General features: G+C 35.2%; 25 protein-coding genes and 1 pseudogene. 1 reads left to right on the top strand and 25 read right to left on the bottom strand.

Going from position 1 to position 25,187, the window contains the following annotated elements:
* Window positions 1-10 precede the first annotated feature (10 nt).
* Entirely contained in the window at window positions 11-1,357 is a 1,347-nt protein-coding gene (locus tag OM967_RS07790; RefSeq protein WP_264337866.1) for an OTU domain-containing protein, read from the bottom strand.
* 798 nt (window positions 1,358-2,155) lie between these two features.
* Between OM967_RS07790 and OM967_RS07785 the strand changes: the two genes are divergently transcribed.
* On the top strand, window positions 2,156-5,071 hold the full coding sequence (locus tag OM967_RS07785; protein ID WP_264337865.1) for an ankyrin repeat domain-containing protein: 2,916 nt from the start codon (window positions 2,156-2,158) through the stop codon (window positions 5,069-5,071).
* Window positions 5,072-5,541: 470 nt separating this feature from the next.
* Here the strand turns inward: OM967_RS07785 and OM967_RS07780 are convergent, their stop codons facing one another.
* From OM967_RS07780 to OM967_RS07665, 24 genes and pseudogenes are all read right to left on the bottom strand, one after another.
* Entirely contained in the window at window positions 5,542-7,035 is a 1,494-nt protein-coding gene (locus OM967_RS07780) for a recombinase family protein (protein WP_264337599.1), read from the bottom strand.
* A 2-nt stretch (window positions 7,036-7,037) separates the two neighbouring features.
* Window positions 7,038-7,469, bottom strand: coding sequence for a DUF2924 domain-containing protein (locus tag OM967_RS07775; protein ID WP_065095080.1), 432 nt, complete (start codon window positions 7,467-7,469; stop codon window positions 7,038-7,040).
* A gap of 4 nt (window positions 7,470-7,473) precedes the next feature.
* The gene (locus tag OM967_RS07770; protein ID WP_264337597.1) at window positions 7,474-7,944 is read right to left on the bottom strand and encodes an ankyrin repeat domain-containing protein; all 471 of its coding nucleotides are present in this window, start codon (window positions 7,942-7,944) and stop codon (window positions 7,474-7,476) included.
* A gap of 38 nt (window positions 7,945-7,982) precedes the next feature.
* Entirely contained in the window at window positions 7,983-8,678 is a 696-nt protein-coding gene (locus tag OM967_RS07765; RefSeq protein ID WP_264337864.1) for an ankyrin repeat domain-containing protein, read from the bottom strand.
* A 167-nt stretch (window positions 8,679-8,845) separates the two neighbouring features.
* Window positions 8,846-10,006 carry a phage tail protein gene (locus OM967_RS07760; RefSeq protein ID WP_262986419.1) on the bottom strand — a complete coding sequence of 387 codons (1,161 nt, stop codon included), beginning with the start codon at window positions 10,004-10,006 and terminating at the stop codon, window positions 8,846-8,848.
* The gene (locus tag OM967_RS07755; protein ID WP_264337595.1) at window positions 10,006-10,806 is read right to left on the bottom strand and encodes a baseplate assembly protein; all 801 of its coding nucleotides are present in this window, start codon (window positions 10,804-10,806) and stop codon (window positions 10,006-10,008) included. The genes OM967_RS07760 and OM967_RS07755 overlap by 1 nt, the downstream gene beginning before the upstream one ends.
* A gap of 2 nt (window positions 10,807-10,808) precedes the next feature.
* Complete coding sequence (locus OM967_RS07750; protein WP_262986416.1) at window positions 10,809-11,144, bottom strand: GPW/gp25 family protein; 336 nt, start codon at window positions 11,142-11,144, stop codon at window positions 10,809-10,811.
* Between the two features lie 21 nt (window positions 11,145-11,165).
* Window positions 11,166-11,420, bottom strand: a complete 255-nt coding sequence (locus OM967_RS07745; protein ID WP_065095513.1) for a PAAR domain-containing protein — start codon at window positions 11,418-11,420, stop codon at window positions 11,166-11,168.
* A gap of 5 nt (window positions 11,421-11,425) precedes the next feature.
* A complete protein-coding gene (locus OM967_RS07740; RefSeq protein WP_141456719.1) occupies window positions 11,426-11,890 on the bottom strand; it encodes a phage baseplate assembly protein V in 465 nt (154 codons plus the stop codon).
* On the bottom strand, window positions 11,877-12,350 hold the full coding sequence (locus OM967_RS07735; RefSeq protein ID WP_264337594.1) for a hypothetical protein: 474 nt from the start codon (window positions 12,348-12,350) through the stop codon (window positions 11,877-11,879). The genes OM967_RS07740 and OM967_RS07735 overlap by 14 nt, the downstream gene beginning before the upstream one ends.
* Entirely contained in the window at window positions 12,347-12,844 is a 498-nt protein-coding gene (locus OM967_RS07730; RefSeq protein ID WP_264337897.1) for a phage tail protein, read from the bottom strand. The genes OM967_RS07735 and OM967_RS07730 overlap by 4 nt, the downstream gene beginning before the upstream one ends.
* Before the next feature lie 118 nt (window positions 12,845-12,962).
* Window positions 12,963-14,276 (bottom strand): group II intron reverse transcriptase/maturase, encoded by a 1,314-nt coding sequence (ltrA, locus tag OM967_RS07725; RefSeq protein WP_264337404.1) that lies wholly within the window; start codon window positions 14,274-14,276, stop codon window positions 12,963-12,965.
* A gap of 498 nt (window positions 14,277-14,774) precedes the next feature.
* Window positions 14,775-15,080: a head-tail joining protein gene (locus OM967_RS07720; RefSeq protein WP_264337863.1), complete on the bottom strand. Its 306-nt coding sequence runs from the start codon at window positions 15,078-15,080 to the stop codon at window positions 14,775-14,777.
* 124 nt (window positions 15,081-15,204) lie between these two features.
* Window positions 15,205-16,209 carry a major capsid protein gene (locus OM967_RS07715; protein ID WP_264337862.1) on the bottom strand — a complete coding sequence of 335 codons (1,005 nt, stop codon included), beginning with the start codon at window positions 16,207-16,209 and terminating at the stop codon, window positions 15,205-15,207.
* A gap of 4 nt (window positions 16,210-16,213) precedes the next feature.
* The gene (locus OM967_RS07710) at window positions 16,214-16,585 is read right to left on the bottom strand and encodes a head decoration protein (protein WP_141457362.1); all 372 of its coding nucleotides are present in this window, start codon (window positions 16,583-16,585) and stop codon (window positions 16,214-16,216) included.
* A gap of 142 nt (window positions 16,586-16,727) precedes the next feature.
* The gene (locus tag OM967_RS07705; protein WP_141457110.1) at window positions 16,728-17,759 is read right to left on the bottom strand and encodes a S49 family peptidase; all 1,032 of its coding nucleotides are present in this window, start codon (window positions 17,757-17,759) and stop codon (window positions 16,728-16,730) included.
* Window positions 17,759-18,606 (bottom strand): annotated as a pseudogene (locus OM967_RS07700) (phage portal protein); the annotation flags it as partial. The pseudogene OM967_RS07700 and the gene OM967_RS07705, both read right to left, overlap by 1 nt.
* Entirely contained in the window at window positions 18,599-19,942 is a 1,344-nt protein-coding gene (locus tag OM967_RS07695) for an IS110 family RNA-guided transposase (RefSeq protein ID WP_262986668.1), read from the bottom strand. The pseudogene OM967_RS07700 and the gene OM967_RS07695, both read right to left, overlap by 8 nt.
* A gap of 242 nt (window positions 19,943-20,184) precedes the next feature.
* Entirely contained in the window at window positions 20,185-21,528 is a 1,344-nt protein-coding gene (locus OM967_RS07690) for an IS110 family RNA-guided transposase (protein ID WP_262986668.1), read from the bottom strand.
* Between the two features lie 224 nt (window positions 21,529-21,752).
* Complete coding sequence (locus OM967_RS07685; RefSeq protein ID WP_264337861.1) at window positions 21,753-22,397, bottom strand: phage portal protein; 645 nt, start codon at window positions 22,395-22,397, stop codon at window positions 21,753-21,755.
* Between the two features lie 128 nt (window positions 22,398-22,525).
* Window positions 22,526-22,603 carry a hypothetical protein gene (locus tag OM967_RS07680; RefSeq protein ID WP_264337894.1) on the bottom strand — a complete coding sequence of 26 codons (78 nt, stop codon included), beginning with the start codon at window positions 22,601-22,603 and terminating at the stop codon, window positions 22,526-22,528.
* Between the two features lie 212 nt (window positions 22,604-22,815).
* Window positions 22,816-23,103, bottom strand: a complete 288-nt coding sequence (locus tag OM967_RS07675; protein WP_007302904.1) for a hypothetical protein — start codon at window positions 23,101-23,103, stop codon at window positions 22,816-22,818.
* A 39-nt stretch (window positions 23,104-23,142) separates the two neighbouring features.
* Window positions 23,143-23,376 carry a gpW family head-tail joining protein gene (locus OM967_RS07670; protein ID WP_141457106.1) on the bottom strand — a complete coding sequence of 78 codons (234 nt, stop codon included), beginning with the start codon at window positions 23,374-23,376 and terminating at the stop codon, window positions 23,143-23,145.
* Window positions 23,377-23,389: 13 nt separating this feature from the next.
* Entirely contained in the window at window positions 23,390-24,733 is a 1,344-nt protein-coding gene (locus OM967_RS07665; RefSeq protein ID WP_262986668.1) for an IS110 family RNA-guided transposase, read from the bottom strand.
* Between the last annotated feature and the right edge of the window lie 454 nt (window positions 24,734-25,187).

Genomic DNA, 25,187 nt, shown 5'->3' with positions numbered 1-25,187 from the left:
CTAGCTAATCCTAAATAGTGGAGATTTGGGACACATTGCCTCTTCGGATCGCCCAACTAATTGGTGTATGATGAAGTATTTTACCATTTTGAAGTTCTAGAGTATGGCTGGTAGAGTTGAGAACCTTTTCTAGTTCACCCTTGTTTTTAGCTAATTTATGAATACAGCTAATGACTTCCTTAGCATCAAGCTCAAGAGCGATACCTAGTAATGTCATAGTTAATTTATGTTGACCAATACGACTGATTTTTCCATGGTGAGTATTAAAATGTTTTATACCATTAATTTCAGCTGATTTTAAAACACTTAGAAGGAACTCCTTCCTATTATCAGGAATGTGATCTTGTAATGGTTTATTCGATTTGGTAGCACTTTGCTGCTTTTCCTCAATACTGGTAGTCGGTATATCATCTGCTTTACTTGGAGAGTATTCCTCTATCCCTTGATAATTATTAATATCAAAACCTTTCTGTTCCCACTTTTGATATGTAGGTTTATTTTGTAATCTCGCCATTGCTTGTACGGACATATTACCTGCAACTGAGGTAATTTCAATTTCCTCATCATCTAGCACTTTTTTTGCCTGATCAAGGCCAACAATCTCTACTGCTTGAGAAGAAGTTTTTAGCTTTTTAGAACTTGTATCTTCCATTCTATCTTCTTCAGAATCAGTTTTAGTTCTTTTTCGTTGAGTCGATGATTGTTCAACTGAAGCTTGTAAGTTTTTATGATTTATTATCGGATTAAAATGTGCATTACCTGCATTGATTATGTGTACGGTATTCTGCTCATTATAATTTATATTATCTATAGACTTAGAAGTTTCACTGCTTATTAACTGATCTAGCCATACTTCTCTTTCTTCAACAATATGTTTTTCAAGAATATGTAACTGTACACCATATACTTTACAAATTATTCTCCCTTCAATATCACCTCTACCCCATATTGGTGAAACCATACCCAAGGCATTTGGCTCAGGCTTTTGTTCAACATCACCGGCAGTAAATTCAATACGTGTAATATATTCATTAATTTGTTGATTTTCACCTTTTAAAGCCTCTTTAAGCCATGAGTAATCATCTTCTAGTTGACTTTCTGCGAATTTCTTACAAATTTCTCTCAAAGGTTTAACAGTAAAGACTATTTCAGGTTTCAATTGTCTTAGTCCTTGTGCAACTGAGTCGAAGAAACAATCTCCGCCACCCACTGCTTTTCCTACCTTAAAATTCTCTGGCAACTCTGGATTATTATCTGAGCGTTTGAAGAGGAGAGCGTTACTTTGCAAGTCTGGCTGCTTTAAATATTGTACCCCTTCTAATTTTTCCGAAATAGTTTTCTTTTTTGAATTTTCCATTTCAACCTCAACCCTATACTATAACAAACAGATTGATAATTATCAATAATTTTGATGCATATTATAGTATTTTACTTAGGCTATTTTGAGTGAATCATTATTAATTTAACGGTGTATCTTAATTAAGAAATAAAAAGTATAGTCACTTTCAGCAACCAAAACCAAGGACGGTGAGAAGTGTTTTTCTTGGAATCAATTGGTCTACCGCGCGATACATACGAACTTTTTTGTATTCTGACTTTGCTATACGCTAAAACTAGCCATATTAGCCCATTTTATCCATATATACATACGAACTGTTTTGCCTAAGCTTATGGAAATAATTTAAATCTTCTATTTTTATAACCTTATTTTTACGCAACTTGTTCTCAAAAATATACGATCTTTTTTGAAGGAGTAAACAATTGAATTTTTTATAACACTAACTAGCATGGTACTTTCACTAAAATATGTTTTGAAAAAGTTAGTTGACCTGTAAATAGTTCTCTACTAATATTGGCATGTATTTGTTTATTCTGCTGAAGTTGCTCTATACAGGTTTGCTGTAAAAACTTCAGCAGTTTCCGTACTCCTTTAAAGCATCATATTCCTATATATTCAATATAGCTGGTGTTCTCAATTTTGTTGATCTATAGTAAAATTGGCTAAAACTTCCAGTAATAAACAACTTTTAACCTAGCAGTACTCACCATAAAAACTTAACAAAAATATGAGTAGTAAAAAGATTATGTTGAAATTAGCTTGACACATACTACACATTCTATATAATATATCCTATATCTAGAGCTAGCAGGTAATATGGGTACAGGGCCAGTAAAATATATTGCAGAACCTATCAGTGAACAAAGCAAACACACTGATGAGCAAAAACTGAAGTGTGACCTAAGTGCTGGACAAGAGTGTTCAGAAATAGGTAGCCCAAAAACAGAAGCAACTGAATTACCAGTAGATAGTTATTATGAATTCATTAAGCGAGATTTATTTTGGGCTGATAGAAGTTTGATAGATGATAAAAAATACTTAGAGGATTTAATAGATGAGTGGCTTATTCATGCACCTAACTTAAAACTGGAAGAGAGTCAAAAAAAGTTAAATCAAAAATTACTCAATAGTATTATAAAAGATTTTAATATGGGGAATTATGACTCATTTTCAAATCTTAAGCAGTTTTTAGAAAGTAACGAGAAAAATAAAGACCTGAAGTACGTTCTTAATCTAAAAAGAGGACATCTAGGAACAACAGTATTGAATGTGTTTGTCGCACACGATGAAGCCATTCATCCTCTTCTCAAAGCTGGTGCTGATTTAAATATGCAGGATAATAAAGGTAAAACACTTTTGCATGATACTGCTATTTATTCCAGTGAGTATGAAGGTCTAAAGTATCTCTTAGATGCAAAAACTGATCCAAATATACAAGATAAAAAAGGTAATACACCTTTACACTATTATGCTGCTAATTGTAATGATTATAGCAGAAAGGTTATGGATTTACTCATAAGCAAAGGAGCTGATTTAAACATAAAAAATAACAATGGAAAAACCCCACTGCAAATTGCAATTGATAGCAACAATATTATGGAGTGTTTTTTAACTGACAACCAAAAAAAGTTAAGAGACCAACTACGTAAAATGGTTAAAGCTACAGATTCTGATGAAGATTGGGATAATCCTTATGGTCCAGGTGTTGAAGATCTGAAAAAATTTTTAGATAAACATAAAAATAACCAAGATGTAAAGATAGTTTTAAATGTTAAGGGTGATAGTTCAATTTGGCCGTTTTGTCAATTTCCTGATGTAAAAGCTTTACTCTTAAAAGCAGGAGCAACTGACTTTGTAGGTAATAAGCAAGATAATTGTGAAAAATGTGATAGTCTCTTGTCAGAGATGTATCAAACAAATCAACTTGCTAAGCTAAATAAGTTTTTGAGTAAGGTAGTAAAAGCTAAAAGCATGATTGAACTACAGGAAGTTGTAAATGAGATTATAGCTTCTGGAATGAGATTAAATTTTGCTAAAGACAAAGATTATTACTTTGCAGATCACGTACTAGAAAAAATTGCTAAGTTAGAAGGAAGCTATGGAATTGCCAGTGATATAGTATGTGCATTAATATCGAGAGGAGCAAAGTTAAAAAACTCAGATAGTTTAAAAGTCATTGATACAATAGAACGAGAGTTTAAAGATCATAAAGCTAATGTAATCAAGGCTCATGTAGAGTACATTAATTATGCTGAAGAATTTTTTAGAGTTGCAAGGGATGCTACCAGTGGTCAACTGTGTGATGGAAAAATCGATAACAATGTATCTTACTTAGAATACTCAGAGGATAGTATAATAGATGTTGCAAAAATCACAGATAGAACAAGGAATTTAGGAATACCTCAAGGAGAAAAAGGATATGGAAGGAGTGTAATAAAAATTGGCAAAAGTGAGGTAGAAATTATAACCCAAGATGGCATAAGGAATTACACAGATCTTACAGAAGGCAGCGATATAGTATTAACTTTCTATACCAGTTTGGGAAATATAGACGTTAGACTGTATCCTGACGTACAAGATAAAAGCAAAATTATAGTAGAAGTGAGTAATAGAGAGGAAGTATTGGAAAAATTCAAAGGTCATGAAGAAGAATTAGGCGAGGATTGTGCACTTGGTGATTATGATGTCTACTATGCTATTGAACAGGGATATTTTGAAAGGTCTGGAAAATTAATGCATCCTGAAGTAATAAGCGAGTCTAACAACAAATGGACAGAACGTGAAGAGTTAAGAAGGGATTCTATGGAGGAAATTGCTAGAAGGCATAAGTTATTACAAGATTCACGCAATATTGAGTCTAATATTGTAAAAAAGGAGAAGAATTTTGACGTAAAAACTTACCTGATAGATATCTTTAAAATTTTATCTAGGTTCTATGAAGAAAAAGGGGATATTTCTAAAACAGACTTAGCTAAAGCAGCAGAAAAGGAAAGTAAAAAATTGGGGTTAGAAGGTAAATACAACTGGAGTAAGATTTTTAGTTTAGAGGAAGAAATTATTGAAAAGGCAGAAAAACAAGGTGATAAAGAGCAAAAATCAAACATACCTGATGACTTCTATTTAGGGCACGCAATCAATAATGGAAGCTGTTTTTTTGATTCATTCAGGCAAAGTCTGGAACAACAGAAGGGAATCAAAGTTACTGTAGAGCAGTTAAGGAATGAGTGTAAGAGATTTGCGCAAGACAATCCTCCAGAGTGGTTTATAAGTAAAATTGGCAATGACTTTGATGAGGTTGAAGGTGAGTTCGTAAATCGTGGAATTACGTGTAACCAATATATCAATAGCATTGGAAAGAATGAATTTTGGGGACGTTCCGATATCGAGGGCAGAATACTTTGTGATAAGTATGGTGTGAAATTGCATGTTGCAGAAAGTAACCCATTGCACACTATTGATAAGCAACAAGATCCGTTCTTGCATCAGTTAATAGATAGCTCAGGATCAAAAGCAGGTAAGATAGATTATAGTCACAATAGTGTCTTACATATGGTAAATGGAGGCCATGATCATTTTCAACCCCTACTTTATAGAAATAAGGCCTTGGCAAAACAAACGCAAGAACAAAAAGATTCCTTATGCTATTCAAGCTTGCCAAGCTGTAGTATGGATGAGTTAAAGATAGAAAAAGCATCTCATCAACAGAAGGCACTGCTTGTAAGTAGACCATAGCTTTGTATATGATTTGTTACACAGCAATGATGGGAGAAGTTTATTTAGTAAGTTGAAAAAGAAACTATTTTATTTAAAAAGTTTACTTAATGTTTATGGATTTTCAAGTACACTCTCAGATTCAAAAGGGGCTATAGATTGCTCGACATGTACTATTTCCTGGAGTTGTGTGCTGAAGTTTAGAGTATTGCCTTTTTTGATGTTTAAAGAATTTTCCTCTAAATCTACTATTAAAATATGCAGCTAAAATTGGATACATCTTCTACCATTGTTGCACCTAATATGCTAAAATCTTCATCACTTATATTGATTTTCTACATAATTGATTTTGTAACATTTATTTGCTCTTCTATATCAATTTCAGCATCTTTTGTGTGGCTCTTTGTAGTAGCTCCTTTTGCAATAACCTTTTTTAATTTTCTGGCACATACTTTTTTCGATGTTTTTTCATATTGTTGTTTTTATAAACGTTACGATGCTGAGCCGTAAAATTTCTTCAATTGCTCACCCCAAAGCATCGGTATTTCCCTTAATTCAGCTAACCTCAAATCTCTTGGCTGCCTCCCATTTACTATGTCTTCTTTAATCTTTGGTGCTAAATAATTCAGCCTCAAAATTTGCTGTATACGTCTTGTACCTATATTAATTTTGGCACTCAGCTCCTTCACACTTTCGTATTTTCCCTCTTCTAGTTGCCGTTTCCACAGATGGGCTCTTACCACTGCTTTCAGTAGTGCATTGTTTGTTTTGCCTTCTGGCTCAGTTACTGTGCATTTCTTTCCTTTCTTTTTTATTGGTATAAATTCCACCTTATCCTCTAAACTCACCTCTATTCCATCTTCTTTTATCATTACTCCTTTTATTAACTTTTTCACTACTTCTTTCTGCTTTCCAAAATTTAAATTTTCCCATTTTTCTTCGGTCTTTTCTCTCCAATTTTCATATATCTGCTCCGCTTTTCTCATCACTTCTTTTTCTACTTCTCCTGCTACTATTGTTCGATTTACTGATTCACAATTCTTTCCCCTTAAGTGATTGTTGCATACATAATATCGGTACCTTTTATTTTCTTTTTTTGAGTATGTCAGTGTCATATTTACACTACAGCTCTTACATTTAATTATTCCCTTTAGTAGCGCTTCCTCATATTTTACTCCTCGATACGGTTGATTACTTATCAATTCTTGTGCTTTTTTCCACTTTTCCTCTTCTATTATTGCTTCATGCTTTCCCTCATACTGTTTGTCATAATGTCTTATCTTTCCCACATATATTGGATTTGTTATTATTCTTCTCACCGTTGCTTTTTTAAAGATATCCGTTTTTGCTTTTGTTCGGTATCCTTCCCTGTTTAACTCTCTTGCCAACTCTGCCATTGACTTCAGCTCCAAATATCTTTCAAATATATGCTGCACTGTTTTTGCTTCTTTTTCATTTATTATTAATTCCTTATCTTTTACATCATACCCAAGCGGTAAAGTTCCTCCCATCCATAAACCTTGTTCTTTTGATGTTGCTATTTTATTTTTTACTCTCTCTACTATCATCTCTCTTTCTAGTTGTGCTGCTCCTGATAATACTGTCTGTACGAATTTTCCCATTGGCGTATTATTGTCAAATATCTGTGTTACTGCTACAAAATTTACTCGGTGCCTTCTAAAAAATGACGTTACTTCTATGCTGTCTTTTGTTTCTCTTGATAACCTATCTAGTGTATATACTACTACACAGTCTATCTCTCCTCCTCTGACATCTTCAAATAATTCCTTTATCGCTGGTCTTTCTAAATTTTTTCCTGAATATCCTCCATCATCGTACTTTTTTGCCAATGCTACCCAGCCTTCTTTGCTCTTTATATACTTTTCACATGCTACTCGTTGCGCATCAAGACTGTTAAACTTTTGTTCTAGTCCATCCTCATTTGACTTTCTCGTATATATTGCACATCTTACTTCTTTTAGCATTTTCAACTTCCATTTTTTTCACGCATTCCAAATAATAAAGGGCCGTTGTAACTCATTCCCATTATTTTTCCGGCTACTGCTGACAATGACGTAAAAAATTCTTCTCTGTAGATTAAACCCTTATCTGTTACCATTACTGCATGCATCTCTTCTCCTCTCTCTAATATTAGCTCTGTTCCTGCTACTGGAAGTTTGTCACTACTTATTCTTTTTCCCTTCTCTAGTTGATCTGCTAGATACTCTAGTCTTTTTGCTCCTTTTCTTGACATTTTTCCATAAGCTTCCTCCTGCATTCTATACGCTAATCTAGGTATCAGATATTTCTTTGAGTGTTTAGGTGCCTCTTCCCCAAATACCTTCTTCCACGTTTTTCTCAGCTCACCCAAAGGTTTTCTCTCTAAATTCATTACTTTCTTTTCTGTTTCTCTTTCCATATTTTCAGCCTCTCATAGAAGGTTCTATTTGTTCAAATAACTTTTCAATTCTGTCCGTTTCTTTCTTCAATATCTCGGTTATCTCTTTGCTATTTTTCGCATAATCCATTGCTGTCATTCCAAATTTATCTGCTTGCTCTATTTCAGCCCCTGCTTTTACTAGCTCCTCCACTATTTCCACTTTCCCCACCATACATGCAAGGTGCAATGGAGTGCATTTATTTCCATATTCTTCCGCATTTACATTCCCTCCTGATTTTATCAATTCTCTCACGGTTTCTAGACGTTTCTCCGTTACCGCTAGATGCAGTGCTGTATATCCTTCCGCATCTGCTACATTCACATTCGCTCCTTTTTCAACTAATAACTTCACTGTTTTTGCGTCTACCGCGTAATGCAGAGCTATTCTGTCTCTTGCATAAATATTTTTAAATGAGTTCTCTAATAGTGACTCCTCTTTTCCTTTTTTACTCATGACCTACCTCACCTTTTCTCTGAATTTAAACCCCTTCTTTAAGCCCTCCTTTTCACCACCTCATCTATCATTTCACTTACTTGGCTCATTATTTTGCTTGCTAAATTTTCACATTCTTCCTTTATTAGTGATTTATCTTTCTTCCTTATTTCTCCTATCTCTATTATTTTTAGCTCCGGCATATAGCTCCCATTCAACATGTCTGCTATTTCTCCCACTAGCCTCTCTATTCCATAGCACGTCAGTTCTCTGCTTTTTGTTATTCCACCTTTTTCTCTCAGAAATTTGCTCGCCTTTTCACTTTCTTTACTATCACACAGAGAATACTTTTCACTTTCCCATATATAATACATTGGTGTTGCACCATACTTATTTAGTTGATTAATTTCAGCCCCTGCTTCTACTAGCTCTTTTATTATTTCAACTCCTGCTCCTTTGCACGCAGAGTGCAGTGGCGTACATCCACTGACATATTGAGTGGCATTTACTTCTGCTCCCGACCTTAGCAGCACTTTTACATTTTCTAAGCTTTTCGCAAATACTGCACAGTGTAGTGGTGTATAACCCTTTTTATCTCTTGCATTTACCTCTGATCCTTTTTTTATTAATAATCTCACTGTTTTGTAATCAGAGATTTCTACTGCTTGATGCAAGATCGTCTCTCCTTCTTCATTTCTTTTATTAATGTTTTTACTTGATACTTCTTTAAAAAACTTACTCTTGCTAAACTTCATACTTACCTCACAAAATTAGCTTTTCTAGCACCAGACAAATTTCTTATATTTACCTGCCGCTATTCAAGTCATGTCCTTTTTAGCATGAGAAAGCAAGTCCTTTTCTTTTTATTTCATACATTTTAACCTATTATTAATATAATATATGAGGATCTAAATATAAGTACTTAACTTATTAGAGATATTACTTGACTATTTTTCCAACTTCTGTGCAAATGTCGATGTTCATGCCACTTCAGTACTCCTGGGTAAAACACTAAAATGTAATTTTCTAATTCGTGTATTGAATCTTCTTTTCCTGAACTTCTATCATTTTTGCAACTAACGTGATATTCCGTTAAATTAGCTTTCGCAACCTTTTGATCAGTAAGATTCTTTGCTTCATATTCATAGCTGATATTAAATCTTTCCAAAATTGGTGTGTATTCCAAGTTCCATAGCTGATCAGAAAGTTTATCATTACCAAGGAAAAGTGTGCCTCCTATCTCTTCTTGATAACAAAGAGGAAAACAGCTATTTATTTCTCCTAATTTCCAGCTATCTGACAGTACAATCTGTGCTTTCGCAAACTTAATTTCTGGTAATAAACTTTGTGGTAATGGATATAGTGCTTTTACGTTATACCACTGATGACTTCTTTCATAAATGCCTTTGTAATCCTTTGTGTGAGGCTCTGTTTCTCCAAGTACTGCTACATCTAATCGATATATGTCATTACTAAATGTTTGTTCATAATGCTCTCTTAAATAGTTGTCTACAATCTCTACTAACGGACCTCTAGAGCTGAAAAAATTTATTCTTCCAAACGATAACACTGGCCCATTTTTTTCAACTTTTATACCAGAGTAGTCTGATAACAAACTTCCAAATAAACTTTCATCTAAAATAAACCTATCAACGTTATAGTGATCATTGAAAATCCTCATTAGCCGCGATCTTGCTGGTAACGATAGTTTTGCAAGTTCTACTACTGCATCTACAAAAAAGTCATTTGGAACATCTTTTATTCCTATTTGTAATTCAAAGAAGTGTTTACCAGGTGGTTCTTCGATGATTGTAATATCTTCTATATTTGCCCATTTTAGTGCTACTTTTAGTGATGCTGGAGTTCCTCTCAGTCTTTGAAATTTTACTCCTTCTATTACGGCTTTTCTTCTATCTTTTACCCAGCGCAGTATTTCTTCTAAACCATATTCTTCTATTATCCACGGCAGTATTTCATCTTTAAGACTAAACTTAAATCCTCTGATACAGCTCGGATCAACCTTATAATCTGTTGCATCAACCAGTGCTTGCTCTTGCTTTGTTGCGTTTGGGGGTAATAACATTAATTCAACTCAATCTTTAAATTTTTCAAATTTGCAGATTCATTTCCCAGAACCACAACATCCTCTCTTGGCTCGATCAATTCCACATTTTCTACACCATCTACAAATAGATTCGCTATTATCCATGATCTTGTTACACTCCACCCTAATCTTTTTGCTAATTCAAACTTCTTAATAAACTGCTTCTTGATTTCTTCCTCTGATATTAAAGGACTTATGCTCATTCTACTGTGGATATCTATTTCCATAATATTGCAGCCAATTACTGTTACTGTATCGGTTAAAACCCTTATATCATCTCTAGTAACCTGCTTTTTTACAATTTCTAGTAGCTCTTCTAACGCTATGCCAGTTATGGATAATTGTGTTGATAAGATTGAGATTTGTACTTTCCCTGGTATAGTTGATTCCACTAGTGCATCTTTTACTCTACTATCTGCTGACAGTGCATGATATTTATAATATTCCTTACTTCCTCCTGTTAACCAACCTGCTATTTTTGCTTTTACCCTCTTTCTAAATCTTTCATCCTCTTCTTCTTTTTCTCTCTCTACTCCATAAAACTCAGCCAAATTATCAAGATCTTCTCCTGTCGCAAATTTAAGTAAGTTACTCTTTACTGCTTCATTTATTCTTTCTCTAAGCAAAAGTTCTCGCCATGCTGCTACTTCTAATACCTTCATTGCTGGATCACTTTCCACCAATCCTGTAAAACTTGCATCTCGCTTTACTAACTCTTCCTTCATTCTCGAAAAGATTTCCTCAAAGCTCAGTGATTCAATAATATTTGGCTGCTGCATCTTTATACTACAACCCCATCGAAGCGAATCTTTCTTCCCATTGGCAGATACAATCCTTCTAGATCAAGCGTCACTTTTCCTTCTTTTACTCCTTCAACTTTTACTTTTTCTAACTTAAATCTCTTCTCAAATTTCCCCAGTGCTTCTGCAGTTGATGCGTAAATTTCCAAAGTTAAATCCCTATTTATTGGCTTATCTACTAATTCAAATAGTCTTGAGCCATAATCTCTTCTCATTATTCTACTGTTAATAGGAGTGGTCAATATATCAATTATCGATTGTTTCAGATGTTCTATTCCCTCTAATTCTTTACCTGTTTTAGCGTCCATTCCTTTCATTTTTCGACTATTTTAATTTTTTTATTTTGAAAACACACTTTGATTTTTACTTACTATTTGAAAACTACAGGATGCCACATCACCTGTTCTCGCTACACCAATACCATTTACAAATACGTTGTTTGATCCTTGCGTTAGTGTTTCCCCAATACTCAAGATATCACCCTTACGACAAGCAGGTCTACCATTAACAAATACATCTTCACTCCCGCTCACACAGACATGAATCGGCATACCTGTACAATGATCTCCTATGCAAACAACTGCTTTACTCATATATATCAATTTAAATCTACTCTTCTTGCTTTTAATTTAATACTATCTTTTGTCATTTCTATACTCGATTCCCCAGCCTTCAGTGTTATTTTGTCCACTACTTCAATCTCTAAATGATGCTTCCCTTTATCATATGTAAACTTTGTCCCATCCTGAAATTTTACACTATTTATTTCCTTTTTATTCTCTGGTGCAGCATACTTCTGTTGATATATTCCAGACAGTACTACTCCTAATGATAACTCTCCCAATGGTGACAATATTACTACCTGTTCATTTATGCTTGGTGGTAGCCAGCTTCTTTCCTCTCCTGCTCTAGAAGTTATCCATGGAAGAAAATCTGTTAAAAGTTCACCTATTTTTACTCTTACTTTTGCTTTTTCATAATCTATTTCTTTTACAACTCCTATACGAATGATATTCGCTACTTTTCTATTTAGCTCTGAAATTGCAAAACTATGGTCTAACATGCACTTCACCTATATCAATAACATGTGGCATTATGCCAGTTGACCATACTGATTTACCCGAGTGTACCTCATGAACCCATTCAACTAGCCACACAAGATAAGCATCTAGCTCTGGCCTAAATCCGTCAACTTCCGCAGAGATAAATTCAGCAGGTGAAACATTTTCCACATTCCAAGTATTTTTATTTACTACTCTTGCTACTTCTGCTGCTAATGACCTTACAACTAACGAGGAATACTCGACTGTTCCATCAACTACAATCCTTGCCTCAAATCTTACTTTTAGTGCTAACTCTTCTGTTCCAGGATCATGTCCCTTTTCAAATCCGCTAAGCTCCACAAAAACCGCTGGTGCTACTAATTCTTTTCTTATTGCTGGATATACTTCGCATGTCTGTATCGATGATATTTCTCTCTTCAGCGTAGTGCAGATTGCATTATGCAAATCTTTAAAATTCATACATTTCTTGTAATATAGTTCAATTCACGTTCAAAGAACTTTCCAAACATCCTTTCAAACTCATAATTAACTAGCTCCTTTATTATTTTTGATGCTTCTGGCTCCAGTCCTAATTTTACCTCTTGTATTGGCAAAGCTTTTCTTCCTTCACGCCTAAAAACACCACTATTTCCTCTTGGCATTGTTGCAGTAAACGCTCCTATAAACTCATGTTTTCCTATTTTTGTACCTCTTTTTGTTTGTCTCATCTTGCCCATTGCTGATACTCTAATATCATACAAATTTGCTCTAATTAACACGTCTAATCTGCTAGTTTTTGCCTTAAAAATTCTTAATCTCTTTCTTATCAAACTTAATTTTATCTTCTTTTCCTCACTGATTTCCTTAGCTGCTTGCGCTTTTAACCATAGTGCCGTTTTGTTTAATGCCTTTACCGTTGCTAATTCTACTTTTCTTCTTTTAGCATTTACATTTTCTATTACCTCAACTTCTATATGAACAGGTCTGGTAGAGACTTATGACCTTGAAATCAGCGATTTGGTCTCATAACCATAGTCTCCCCAAAAGAACCGTGCTTGCGGATTTCCCGCACACGGCTCCACAATACAGCGTTCACACTAGTGCTCCTGTGTATAAAGAAACATATACCTTTGGTTTTGGTAATGGATTTACTTTTAAATAGTGTATAAATTGTTCCCAATCGATACTTTTCTTTTGACTACGTCGGTTTATCCACTTAAATGCTAACTTTGTTGCCAGTCGATTGAATTGAATCAAACACCGATAATTTCCGCTAACTCCGAAGTAGCTATAGTGTCCTGTTAGTTTGGCTTTAAGTTTCTGCCACCAATCTTTGAGACAGATACGACTTCGTACCATCTTCAACCACTCTTTGATTTCTTTAATCTTTCTAGCTAGGCTTATTTTTGAAGTTTTCTGCTTCATCATAAGTTTACCATTACGACTTTTTCCACAATAATGTGTAAATCCTAGAAAGTTGAAGCTAGCCGTCCTACGTTTCTCTCTTTCTGCTTGATACCATTCTTTCTTACCAAACTTTACTATTTTTGTTTTATTTTCAGCTATTTCCAATCCAAATTTACTTAGTCTTTGTTTCAGTAATTCTAGAAATTCTTTTGCGTCTTCTTCCCTCTCGCAGCCAACTACAAAATCGTCGCAAAACCTTATTAGCTGTATATATCCTCTGGCTTTTGGCTTAAATTTCTTTTCAAACCATAAGTCCAGCACATAGTGTAAGTATATATTAGCTAATACAGGGCTTACTATACCACCTTGTGGTGTGCCTTGATCGGTTGCTTTGTAACATCCAACTTCGACTATTCCTGCCTTTAGAAATCGTTTTATTAACCACAATAAATTTGGGTCAGCTATTCGTTCCCTTAGACGATTCATTAGCCATTTATGTTGAACATTATCAAAGAACTTCTTGATATCCACTTCTACAATATAGTTAATTGGTTTGTGCATAACTGCTTTATCTAGAGCGTTTATCGCCTGATGACAATTTCTTCCTGGTCGAAATCCATACGAGCTGTCCATAAAGTTTGCTTCATAAATATTTTCTAATATCTTCTTTAGCATTACCTGTACCAACTTTTCTTCTGTTGATGGTACTCCGAGACCGCGTTTTTCCTTGCTTCCAATTTTGGGTATGTATACCCTTTTCACTGGTTGCGGTCGGTATTGCTTTCTCTTCATACTATCCACTAGCGTTCTAAGTTTCTCTTCTAGATTTTCTCCATAAGCTTCCACTGTCACACGATCTATACCGCAAGCCTTGTTGCGTTTTAGTTCCTTGTAACACTCTGCAAGATTCTCTTCATTAATCAAATGAACTAGCGATGTAAATTTTACTCGCTTATCTTGCTTAGCCCTTACTGCTATCTGGTTTAGTTTTCCTTGCATACTCCTCCAATCTCTGTTGTATTGGTATAGCAATCCCTATACCAGTCACTATATTGCTAACCGCTTCCCCTTGTATGTGGCTTTCCCACACTCCGAGTACTATCAGTTAGTCCGACTTCCTTTGCATCTTCCTCCAGTCCTTGCCTTTATTGACTTGTTCCAGAGTACCCTTACAGGAATACAAAGGATCTCCCAAGTTCACGTAAGGTCCATCTCAACACATGACGCGGCCTTCGATCCCGATGGGGTGAGTAATATCTTTCCTTAGCGTTATTACCCATGTTGCCTTCCACCAAATGTAAAGTGTCGGCCCCCATGACGCGTGAATTACGGGACTCAATACCTTCACTTTCGTTGCACCCTATGTTGTCCATTCCATTAGCTTTACTACGCTCGTTACCTTACGCAGCATAATGGTTTGTTCCAGGTTGCTGGCTAAGCTTTACCCGTGTTGGATTTTCACCAACTGTTCCTTACGCACTTCTTGGCGCACACATTTTACACCCCAGACGCTTTTATTTTCCACGTTATTCCAGACTTGTCTTTAAGTGGCGGTGAGTGTACTTTATATCTTCGATCACCTATAACAAAAACATCTCCTACTATTGGCCTTAACACATCAAACGCACTTACTTCTAACGCTAAAGTTTCTTCCACAAATTGTCCTTCACCAATCTCGTATAATTTATCTGGCTGTTGCTTTAATACTTGTACCATATATGACTTATCCTTTGACTCATATAAAGCTATCTCCCCTAAATGGATAAGACAATCTTTCAATAACCTCTTTACATTTTCCCGCATACCATTTTCTATTCATTCAAATTCACTTCTAAAGGCTTCTAAAAATATATTGCATCCTTATATTTTTTTAGCATACTCAACACATATTAAAACCATAAGTAGAGTTTTCTACGTGAGGGCTCTACTATGTTGTTACTATTTTTACCAAAACGGACGGACGGTGGCACATTGGCAATGGATTCGACTGCGTATGTAAATCAGTTCCTCTATCAAATCTCCTTGGTTCTTGTTTTGCATATAGTGGCTGTCCAAGAGTATTTACTGTTTCATTAAAATCTGCTGGTGCAAAATATGTTGTAAATGTGCTTGCTGTTCCTAGTGGAAAACAGTGCCCTGTATCTTTCTCAATAAATCTTCTTACGGTTCCTTCAGGATCAGTTGCTTGCCCTCTATATTCCTCAAATGTAATTCCACAGAACGTAAATCCTGATCTCATATCATTTCGAAGTGCTGCTCCTTCTTGCCATCTTTCATATGCTTCTTTTACTTTTTTGTGAGAGGTTAATGCATCAAAAAATTCAGGACTTACCAGAGCATGTACTCTTTCCATATACTCGCCACTTAAATTATCTTCAATATGCCTTAGTACTTCCATGCACTTTCGCTTTACATCTGTCGTTGCTGTGCCAAGAGCAAAGTTTACTGTTTTTGCTGTAATTCCAAACTCTGTGTACAGGTTAAGTAATTCAGACCCATCTGCATCTAAAATTATTCCCTTTAAAGCTCCCATACGCAGATGTTCTAGCGTGATTGAATGTTTATTTCTCATTGTTTGCAAGTGATCAGTGATAACGTCAGCAAGCGCTACAAGTTCGTTTTCTGAGCCAAAAGCACGGATTCCTTGAACTTCTTCAGGTAAAACTACATCATCATGAGGAATATGTGGTATTGTAAACGTTCTTACTCTTCTTTTTCCTCTTTTTCCTACTGTTGCTGGTGCTCCTGGAACTTGCGTTGGCAATAAACTTAATACACCGTTTTGCTCTTCTATAGTAATATGACGAAACCTTACTGACTTGCCTGGAAATAACTTTAAACTTTCAGTTCTACCAAAATTACTCGGCAATATGTTAATAGCACCAGTTAAAGCTGTCATACTGAATGCTGTATTTGAAAATGGATTTTGCATTATGTTACGCTCCTTTACGAATAATAATACCACGTGTTTCTAGTTGTTTTATTGCTGCTGCTTTTTGCTCTTCAGTTATATTTGCTGGCCATACAACAGCGTTATCAGCAAGTAAAGCTATTCGTGTAATTATCACTGCTTTTGAGTTTTCTTTTGCATTTACATCACTTGCAATAACACCTATTGCTGTCTGTGTGCCATCTGTTCCAGCAGGATTAAGTACTCTAATAAAACCATCTTCCGTCTTTTTGGCAACTACTGCACCAAGCTTAAGATTTTGACCTTTAGCTACTGTTATTTGGTCTCTTGAATATAGGTTGGACACTTCATATTTCAGAAGATCGCCTAAATTATTTCCTTCAGTTATACTTATCATGTCTTTTTCTCTCCTTTTTTTATTTTTTTTACCACCGTGTTTATAACTGCTATACACTGCGGTTATTACCTTATAATTAGCCATTATGGCGCATTTTGGACACTTGTTTACCGCAGAGCACTATATATGGCGGTTATAAAATTTAAATGCACCGACTTTTCGCTACCTGTGTCATCAAATCTTCCTGCGAATTCTGTGGTATTGCACTCAGTATCTCTGTCTTCTTCGTTCTCTCTGCAAGTAATTCCATTAAAACCTCCCTTGCTTGCTCAACACTTACGCCCTGCTCAATAAATTTTCCTATTTTCTCTGGCATTCGTGATAAGTTACATAAACGTATTAATTCAACAACTTCAGTACGATACTTAGTTAAATTATCAGTTTCTAGGTCAGTTGTAGTTTGTTTATTCATAGTATTTTCTCCTTTGTTAATAAATTCAAAAAATGTTGTAACTCCATCTGCAAGACCTATTTCTACTGCTTTCTCGCCAAAATATAGACCTGCTTCTGTTGATCGAATCTTTTCAATTGAAAGACCTCTGTTTCTTGCTATTAGCTGCACAAACATTTCATATAGTCGGTCTACTTCTTTTTGTAAGCTTTCCAGACTTTCAGACGTCATTGGCTCATGTGGGTTTAAATCATTCTTTCGACTACCAGCAAAGATTGTGGTGTACTTAATACCTTGCTTTTCATCAAAACCGCTTTGGTCAATGTGACTTGCAATAACACCTATACTTCCAACACCAGAGGTTCTACACACAAAAACCTTTTCAGCGCTTGAAGCTATAGCATATGCAGCAGAGTACGCATCATCATTTGCTATCGCTATTATCCTCTTTTTTCCTCTTACACCGTAGATAAAATCAGCTAGATCAAACACTCCATTTACTTCTCCACCTGGACTATCTATGTCAAGTAGAATCGTCTCTATGCTTTTATCTTCTAAAGCGCTCTCTATCTCTTCATGAATATTTTCATACGAAGTCATATCTAAAATATGATCAAAAGCTTCTGTTTTTTTTGTCAACACTCCATAAATACGTATTACTGCTATTCCTTTTGGGTTTATATGAAAATGCTTTAAGTTCTTAAAGATAGGTTGTTTGCTATTATATAATGATAATAGTTCAAAGCTTCTTCTCTCTACCATTACTGGTTTATTTATCCACATCACCTTCCTTCCCTTTTATGATTAATGTCAGAATCGAAACAAAGTCCAAAAGAATCAGCTCGCTTTTGATCTTCGGCAATCTCTTGATCAATTTCTTCAACATCGTAACCCAATTCTGAAACAACTTCTGAGCGACTCTTGAAGCCATTTCTTACTGCCATTTGCTGTGCTTGTTGATCTTTTAAAGGATCAACCCAATCAAACCCTTGTGGTACCCATTTTACTTCTTTCAGCGTTTGATCATCTGTTGTAGAAAGTTTTCCAGATAAAAGAGCAAGCTCTAGCCATCTATTCCATATAGGTCTGCAAAACTGATATACCATAATATTATGCTGCAACATTGAGCATCTTCTTCTGAACTCTATTAACCCTGCACGAATAGATGAATAATTAACACCTGTTAAATCTCCTGTTAGTTGCTCATATGTTATTCCTGTGCCTATTGCAATAGCTCTCAGTTGCTGTCTCATGAATGCTTCATAACTTCCTCCAACATCAGATGGCTCTGAAAACTTTATATCCTCACCTGGATCAAGTAGTTGCATAGTACCAGGTTCTAGGCCAGATAGTGCTACTCCTTGCTCATTACTTTCACCTTCTCCCATGATATTTGCTTCAGGATCGAGTCTCGTAATGAATCCCGCAAACATTGCAGCAGTCTTTTTTCGTACTAATTCTGCATCATCATATTGGTCAAGTTCGTAAAGTTTTAAAAGCACGTTAGAAAGCCATGGTTCCCCTCTAATTTGTCCAGGTCTTAATGGTCTATAAATATGTAAAACATCATTTGCTGGTACTCTCACTGATTCACCAACAAACCTTCACCTGGGTGCTCTCTTCTAAGAAACTTCCCCTATCAGCTCATCTTTTTTTATCAGGATATAACCAAATTCATTGGCTTTTTTACCCAGATTCTTTACTACTCTTTCCTTATATAACTTTTCATAATAATCCATTCCTTTTTCTACATATTCTTGTCCACATTTCAGCATTTGATAAAAAATACATGCTAATTTTCTTGCTGTAGCAGTTATTGCTTTTGGTGCTCCCAATCGATTTTTCAATCTTCTACAGTACGCACCTAATGCACTTTTACTGTGCAACATAGAATAACCAGCAAGTCGAAAAGCATTTGCAGCACGGTTAATTACTTTACGAGTTCCACTTCTAATCACTCTTTCTCCTGTAATCCTATTAAATGGACATAATCCCAACCAAGAAGTAAAATGTTTTTCTGATGGCCATTTATTAGCATTAAGACCAACTTCTGAGAGGATGGTCTGTATATTTGATGTATTAAGCCCTGGAACTTTGGTGAAATCCATGCCAGTTATTCGATACAATTCTTCGTGTGCAGCAAAGTTTGGTTTGTTTCCTGCAGACCTCTTTACTTTACTGCATTGCTTATTTTCATTTGATCTTGTTTCAAGTGTTTTATAATAGTTTTCCATACTTTTATCACATTCTTTTATTTGCTCTTGAAAAAAAGTATATGCTTCGTATTCTTGCTTTAATGTAAACAAATGCTCTTCTCTATAGTCACCTGTTAGTGCTTTTGCTATGGTTGATCTGTCATTTTTTATTCGTCTATCACTCAATTCAGCCAATCTATTAGAGTTTCTTTCACCCGCAATTATTGCTTTAATGATTCGCATACCAGTTACACCTGTAATATCACTAATAACCTTGTGTAATTGAATGTTCATTTGAATTAATGCTTTTTGCATACGTTGAGTGTGTACAGCTGCACTTTTTATCAGGTTGTCATGTTGTCTATTATAACCACGTAGTACACAAATTTGGTTATCAGGCCTAAATGATCCTTGAAGTAACCCATAGCTATGTAATTGCTGTAACCACTGGCAATCTTGAACGTCTGATTTTCTTCCAGGTACATTTTTTACATGTCGTGCATTTACCAGTTTAACTTCGAATCCATATGATTCAAGTATTTGAAACAAAGGAATCCAATATACTCCTGTTGATTCCATGGCTATCGTTCTAACTTCACACTTTTTCAACCACTTTGCTAGGTTATGAAGATCTACTGTAAAGCACCCAAATTTTTGAACGCGTTGTTTATCTCTCCCTTCTGGTACGCATGCATAATGTACAGATGAACCAATATCAATCCCTGCTGCATTAGGATTCACTACTTCTAATTTACTTTTTGCTTTTGCCATATAAAATCCCTTATATATACCTTATAATGAAGAAGTGCTTTAGCTTGGGGCGGTTATATTACACAATCTTCTAAACGAGGTAGCTAAGAAGCTCCATCAATGGTTTGACCGTCCCTTCCAAAATCATACTGATCCACGGGCATTTATTGCACCATTGCGAACTCGATTATAACTGCAGAAGCACTTCTTCATAAAATTATATCCAAAAATTACTGCAATGTGCATTAGGACGTTTCTTTCTTCTAAGAAACTTCCCCTATCAGCTCATCTTTTTTTATCAGGATATAACCAAATTCATTGGCTTTTTTACCCAGATTCTTTACTACTCTTTCCTTATATAACTTTTCATAATAATCCATTCCTTTTTCTACATATTCTTGTCCACATTTCAGCATTTGATAAAAAATACATGCTAATTTTCTTGCTGTAGCAGTTATTGCTTTTGGTGCTCCCAATCGATTTTTCAATCTTCTACAGTACGCACCTAATGCACTTTTACTGTGCAACATAGAATAACCAGCAAGTCGAAAAGCATTTGCAGCACGGTTAATTACTTTACGAGTTCCACTTCTAATCACTCTTTCTCCTGTAATCCTATTAAATGGACATAATCCCAACCAAGAAGTAAAATGTTTTTCTGATGGCCATTTATTAGCATTAAGACCAACTTCTGAGAGGATGGTCTGTATATTTGATGTATTAAGCCCTGGAACTTTGGTGAAATCCATGCCAGTTATTCGATACAATTCTTCGTGTGCAGCAAAGTTTGGTTTGTTTCCTGCAGACCTCTTTACTTTACTGCATTGCTTATTTTCATTTGATCTTGTTTCAAGTGTTTTATAATAGTTTTCCATACTTTTATCACATTCTTTTATTTGCTCTTGAAAAAAAGTATATGCTTCGTATTCTTGCTTTAATGTAAACAAATGCTCTTCTCTATAGTCACCTGTTAGTGCTTTTGCTATGGTTGATCTGTCATTTTTTATTCGTCTATCACTCAATTCAGCCAATCTATTAGAGTTTCTTTCACCCGCAATTATTGCTTTAATGATTCGCATACCAGTTACACCTGTAATATCACTAATAACCTTGTGTAATTGAATGTTCATTTGAATTAATGCTTTTTGCATACGTTGAGTGTGTACAGCTGCACTTTTTATCAGGTTGTCATGTTGTCTATTATAACCACGTAGTACACAAATTTGGTTATCAGGCCTAAATGATCCTTGAAGTAACCCATAGCTATGTAATTGCTGTAACCACTGGCAATCTTGAACGTCTGATTTTCTTCCAGGTACATTTTTTACATGTCGTGCATTTACCAGTTTAACTTCGAATCCATATGATTCAAGTATTTGAAACAAAGGAATCCAATATACTCCTGTTGATTCCATGGCTATCGTTCTAACTTCACACTTTTTCAACCACTTTGCTAGGTTATGAAGATCTACTGTAAAGCACCCAAATTTTTGAACGCGTTGTTTATCTCTCCCTTCTGGTACGCATGCATAATGTACAGATGAACCAATATCAATCCCTGCTGCATTAGGATTCACTACTTCTAATTTACTTTTTGCTTTTGCCATATAAAATCCCTTATATATACCTTATAATGAAGAAGTGCTTTAGCTTGGGGCGGTTATATTACACAATCTTCTAAACGAGGTAGCTAAGAAGCTCCATCAATGGTTTGACCGTCCCTTCCAAAATCATACTGATCCACGGGCATTTATTGCACCATTGCGAACTCGATTATAACTGCAGAAGCACTTCTTCATAAAATTATATCCAAAAATTACTGCAATGTGCATTAGGACGTTTCTTTCTGGTTTAACAGATTTTGTCTGTTCCGGTGCTGATTCACCAACAAACCTTCACCTGGGTGCTCTCTAAATAAGTAATATGCTTCTCTTTGACCAAGTCGGTTAAATTCAATGCCATTACGGATTATGTTACCATTTGCTAAAGTTTGATTTGTTTTATTATCTAAATGCTCTGATTCCAATACTTGCAGTTGCAATGGTACAGAAAATCCATCTTCAGGCTTGCGATTTCTAAGTCTGACAAAACACTCTCCACCTTCTATCATACTTCTGCATACTAAAGCCTGTAATCCATAAAAATCACTTATTCCACAGCTATCTGCTTCGTCTGTCCAACGTAGCCATAATTCTTGTACTTTCTTTCGAAATTCTCCATCTTTTGATTGTGGTTTTATTCCTGTTCCAATAGAGTTACTTACTATCGTATCAATTATATTTGCAGCGTAAGGATTTTTTCTCACCATATCACGTGATCTACTACGTAAAGTTTCAAGGCTTTGAGACAGCAAATTGTTTATACTTCCTAACTCTGGTTGAAAGTGAAAAAATCTTCTTCCTGAGCCTGCTGCATCCCACGCTGAGCTTTTGATTTTTGGCTTACTAAATAGTTGTTTGAACGATTTTAATAGCATTTTGCCTCTTTGATTATGCAGCAGTTTGTTGCGCAATTTGACATTAAAAAATTACAGCAAGCTGCTGGAGAGTCTGGCTGTTAACACTTTATAAATTATGCATGAGGCTCTTGCACAAATACCAACGCTTATTCTGGGCTGCGTTCATAAATGTCCTTCCGATGTCCCATTGCAGTAATAGTTACTGTGTGTTTTGAGTAATTTATCCTATAAATTACACGATAATCACTTACTCGTATCCTAAAATACCCTTTAATTCATGCGATAATGCTTTACCTATTGCTTTAGGGTTGGTTGCAAGACGACTATCTACAGCTCTTCTCACTCTAGATCTTATCGTTTGTGGTAATGCAAGAAAGTCCTCCTCAAGAACTCTTTTTGAATAGATAATATCGTATCCCAGCTTGTATCTCCACCTTTAGACTGTTTTTGCAGATAATATTCTATTCCAATCTACATCCTCACTTCTAATTTCTTCATCACCTCTAGCATCACGCTCAAGAGAAAGCTTAGCCAACTTTATATCTACTTCATCTATTTCATCATCTTCTTCAGATAATTTGCTTGCTTCAATTTCTTCTTCCACTAGGTCCTTTACAACTTCTCCTATAGTTCTATTTTGAACTTTTGCCATTTCTATAAGGTAGTGAGCAAATTCCCCCTCAAAATTTACATTAACATTAAGCCTTTCTTGACTTTGATCCATATTTTAACTAGAAAATACCAATCTTAAACTATAACATTTTTACACAATTTTGTCAATCCCCTTACTTGTCGCAATCACAATTCTTCTCTTCGGTCTCACACCTGCAACTTTCAGTTCAGCTTTAATACGTTGTCTTAAGTTTAGTAAATCATTTATCTGAACTTCAGCATATCTCACAACATGGTCACCATATGCAATTGATACTACTCGTTCTCCGCTTTGCAGCTTCTTTATCGCTTCTTCGACTTGAATTAAATATTCTGCGTTATACATTTACTACTTGCTTCTAAGAAACTTCCCCTATCAGCTCATCTTTTTTTATCAGGATATAACCAAATTCATTGGCTTTTTTACCCAGATTCTTTACTACTCTTTCCTTATATAACTTTTCATAATAATCCATTCCTTTTTCTACATATTCTTGTCCACATTTCAGCATTTGATAAAAAATACATGCTAATTTTCTTGCTGTAGCAGTTATTGCTTTTGGTGCTCCCAATCGATTTTTCAATCTTCTACAGTACGCACCTAATGCACTTTTACTGTGCAACATAGAATAACCAGCAAGTCGAAAAGCATTTGCAGCACGGTTAATTACTTTACGAGTTCCACTTCTAATCACTCTTTCTCCTGTAATCCTATTAAATGGACATAATCCCAACCAAGAAGTAAAATGTTTTTCTGATGGCCATTTATTAGCATTAAGACCAACTTCTGAGAGGATGGTCTGTATATTTGATGTATTAAGCCCTGGAACTTTGGTGAAATCCATGCCAGTTATTCGATACAATTCTTCGTGTGCAGCAAAGTTTGGTTTGTTTCCTGCAGACCTCTTTACTTTACTGCATTGCTTATTTTCATTTGATCTTGTTTCAAGTGTTTTATAATAGTTTTCCATACTTTTATCACATTCTTTTATTTGCTCTTGAAAAAAAGTATATGCTTCGTATTCTTGCTTTAATGTAAACAAATGCTCTTCTCTATAGTCACCTGTTAGTGCTTTTGCTATGGTTGATCTGTCATTTTTTATTCGTCTATCACTCAATTCAGCCAATCTATTAGAGTTTCTTTCACCCGCAATTATTGCTTTAATGATTCGCATACCAGTTACACCTGTAATATCACTAATAACCTTGTGTAATTGAATGTTCATTTGAATTAATGCTTTTTGCATACGTTGAGTGTGTACAGCTGCACTTTTTATCAGGTTGTCATGTTGTCTATTATAACCACGTAGTACACAAATTTGGTTATCAGGCCTAAATGATCCTTGAAGTAACCCATAGCTATGTAATTGCTGTAACCACTGGCAATCTTGAACGTCTGATTTTCTTCCAGGTACATTTTTTACATGTCGTGCATTTACCAGTTTAACTTCGAATCCATATGATTCAAGTATTTGAAACAAAGGAATCCAATATACTCCTGTTGATTCCATGGCTATCGTTCTAACTTCACACTTTTTCAACCACTTTGCTAGGTTATGAAGATCTACTGTAAAGCACCCAAATTTTTGAACGCGTTGTTTATCTCTCCCTTCTGGTACGCATGCATAATGTACAGATGAACCAATATCAATCCCTGCTGCATTAGGATTCACTACTTCTAATTTACTTTTTGCTTTTGCCATATAAAATCCCTTATATATACCTTATAATGAAGAAGTGCTTTAGCTTGGGGCGGTTATATTACACAATCTTCTAAACGAGGTAGCTAAGAAGCTCCATCAATGGTTTGACCGTCCCTTCCAAAATCATACTGATCCACGGGCATTTATTGCACCATTGCGAACTCGATTATAACTGCAGAAGCACTTCTTCATAAAATTATATCCAAAAATTACTGCAATGTGCATTAGGACGTTTCTTTCTGGTTTAACAGATTTTGTCTGTTCCGGTGCTGATCCATTTAATTGAAAGAAATATGTGATGTAACTATAGTCATTATAAACAACAATAGAAAAAACACGGAAGTAAAAAATTTATATTGATCTTATCATGTTTATTATTAGCATAATTATAAACATGGGAAAGCAAATACAAGTCAACTTATCTAAAAAAAATAGTGAGAGGGTCTTATCTGGC

It is taken from the genome of Wolbachia endosymbiont (group B) of Dolichovespula media (assembly GCF_947179505.1).
Taxonomy (GTDB): Bacteria; Pseudomonadota; Alphaproteobacteria; order Rickettsiales; family Anaplasmataceae; genus Wolbachia.
This window is presented reverse-complemented; position numbering and strand designations above follow the sequence as displayed.

Coding starts and splice junctions, on each gene's coding strand:
- ltrA (WP_264337404.1), bottom strand. CDS start 14,276: ATGCAAGGAAAACTAAACCAGATAGCAGTAAGGGCTAAGCAAGATAAG.
- OM967_RS07710 (WP_141457362.1), bottom strand. CDS start 16,585: ATGATAAGTATAACTGAAGGAAATAATTTAGGCGATCTTCTGAAATAT.
- OM967_RS07735 (WP_264337594.1), bottom strand. CDS start 12,350: ATGAATTTTAAAGATTTGCATAATGCAATCTGCACTACGCTGAAGAGA.
- OM967_RS07675 (WP_007302904.1), bottom strand. CDS start 23,103: ATGGATCAAAGTCAAGAAAGGCTTAATGTTAATGTAAATTTTGAGGGG.
- OM967_RS07750 (WP_262986416.1), bottom strand. CDS start 11,144: ATGAAAGGAATGGACGCTAAAACAGGTAAAGAATTAGAGGGAATAGAA.
- OM967_RS07770 (WP_264337597.1), bottom strand. CDS start 7,944: ATGAGTAAAAAAGGAAAAGAGGAGTCACTATTAGAGAACTCATTTAAA.
- OM967_RS07760 (WP_262986419.1), bottom strand. CDS start 10,006: ATGTTATTACCCCCAAACGCAACAAAGCAAGAGCAAGCACTGGTTGAT.
- OM967_RS07685 (WP_264337861.1), bottom strand. CDS start 22,397: ATGCTATTAAAATCGTTCAAACAACTATTTAGTAAGCCAAAAATCAAA.
- OM967_RS07670 (WP_141457106.1), bottom strand. CDS start 23,376: ATGTATAACGCAGAATATTTAATTCAAGTCGAAGAAGCGATAAAGAAG.
- OM967_RS07755 (WP_264337595.1), bottom strand. CDS start 10,806: ATGCAGCAGCCAAATATTATTGAATCACTGAGCTTTGAGGAAATCTTT.
- OM967_RS07665 (WP_262986668.1), bottom strand. CDS start 24,733: ATGGCAAAAGCAAAAAGTAAATTAGAAGTAGTGAATCCTAATGCAGCA.
- OM967_RS07690 (WP_262986668.1), bottom strand. CDS start 21,528: ATGGCAAAAGCAAAAAGTAAATTAGAAGTAGTGAATCCTAATGCAGCA.
- OM967_RS07785 (WP_264337865.1), top strand. CDS start 2,156: ATGGGTACAGGGCCAGTAAAATATATTGCAGAACCTATCAGTGAACAA.
- OM967_RS07765 (WP_264337864.1), bottom strand. CDS start 8,678: ATGAAGTTTAGCAAGAGTAAGTTTTTTAAAGAAGTATCAAGTAAAAAC.
- OM967_RS07715 (WP_264337862.1), bottom strand. CDS start 16,209: ATGCAAAATCCATTTTCAAATACAGCATTCAGTATGACAGCTTTAACT.
- OM967_RS07695 (WP_262986668.1), bottom strand. CDS start 19,942: ATGGCAAAAGCAAAAAGTAAATTAGAAGTAGTGAATCCTAATGCAGCA.
- OM967_RS07740 (WP_141456719.1), bottom strand. CDS start 11,890: ATGTTAGACCATAGTTTTGCAATTTCAGAGCTAAATAGAAAAGTAGCG.
- OM967_RS07705 (WP_141457110.1), bottom strand. CDS start 17,759: ATGTGGATAAATAAACCAGTAATGGTAGAGAGAAGAAGCTTTGAACTA.
- OM967_RS07780 (WP_264337599.1), bottom strand. CDS start 7,035: ATGCTAAAAGAAGTAAGATGTGCAATATATACGAGAAAGTCAAATGAG.
- OM967_RS07745 (WP_065095513.1), bottom strand. CDS start 11,420: ATGAGTAAAGCAGTTGTTTGCATAGGAGATCATTGTACAGGTATGCCG.
- OM967_RS07720 (WP_264337863.1), bottom strand. CDS start 15,080: ATGCGGGAAAATGTAAAGAGGTTATTGAAAGATTGTCTTATCCATTTA.
- OM967_RS07790 (WP_264337866.1), bottom strand. CDS start 1,357: ATGGAAAATTCAAAAAAGAAAACTATTTCGGAAAAATTAGAAGGGGTA.
- OM967_RS07775 (WP_065095080.1), bottom strand. CDS start 7,469: ATGGAAAGAGAAACAGAAAAGAAAGTAATGAATTTAGAGAGAAAACCT.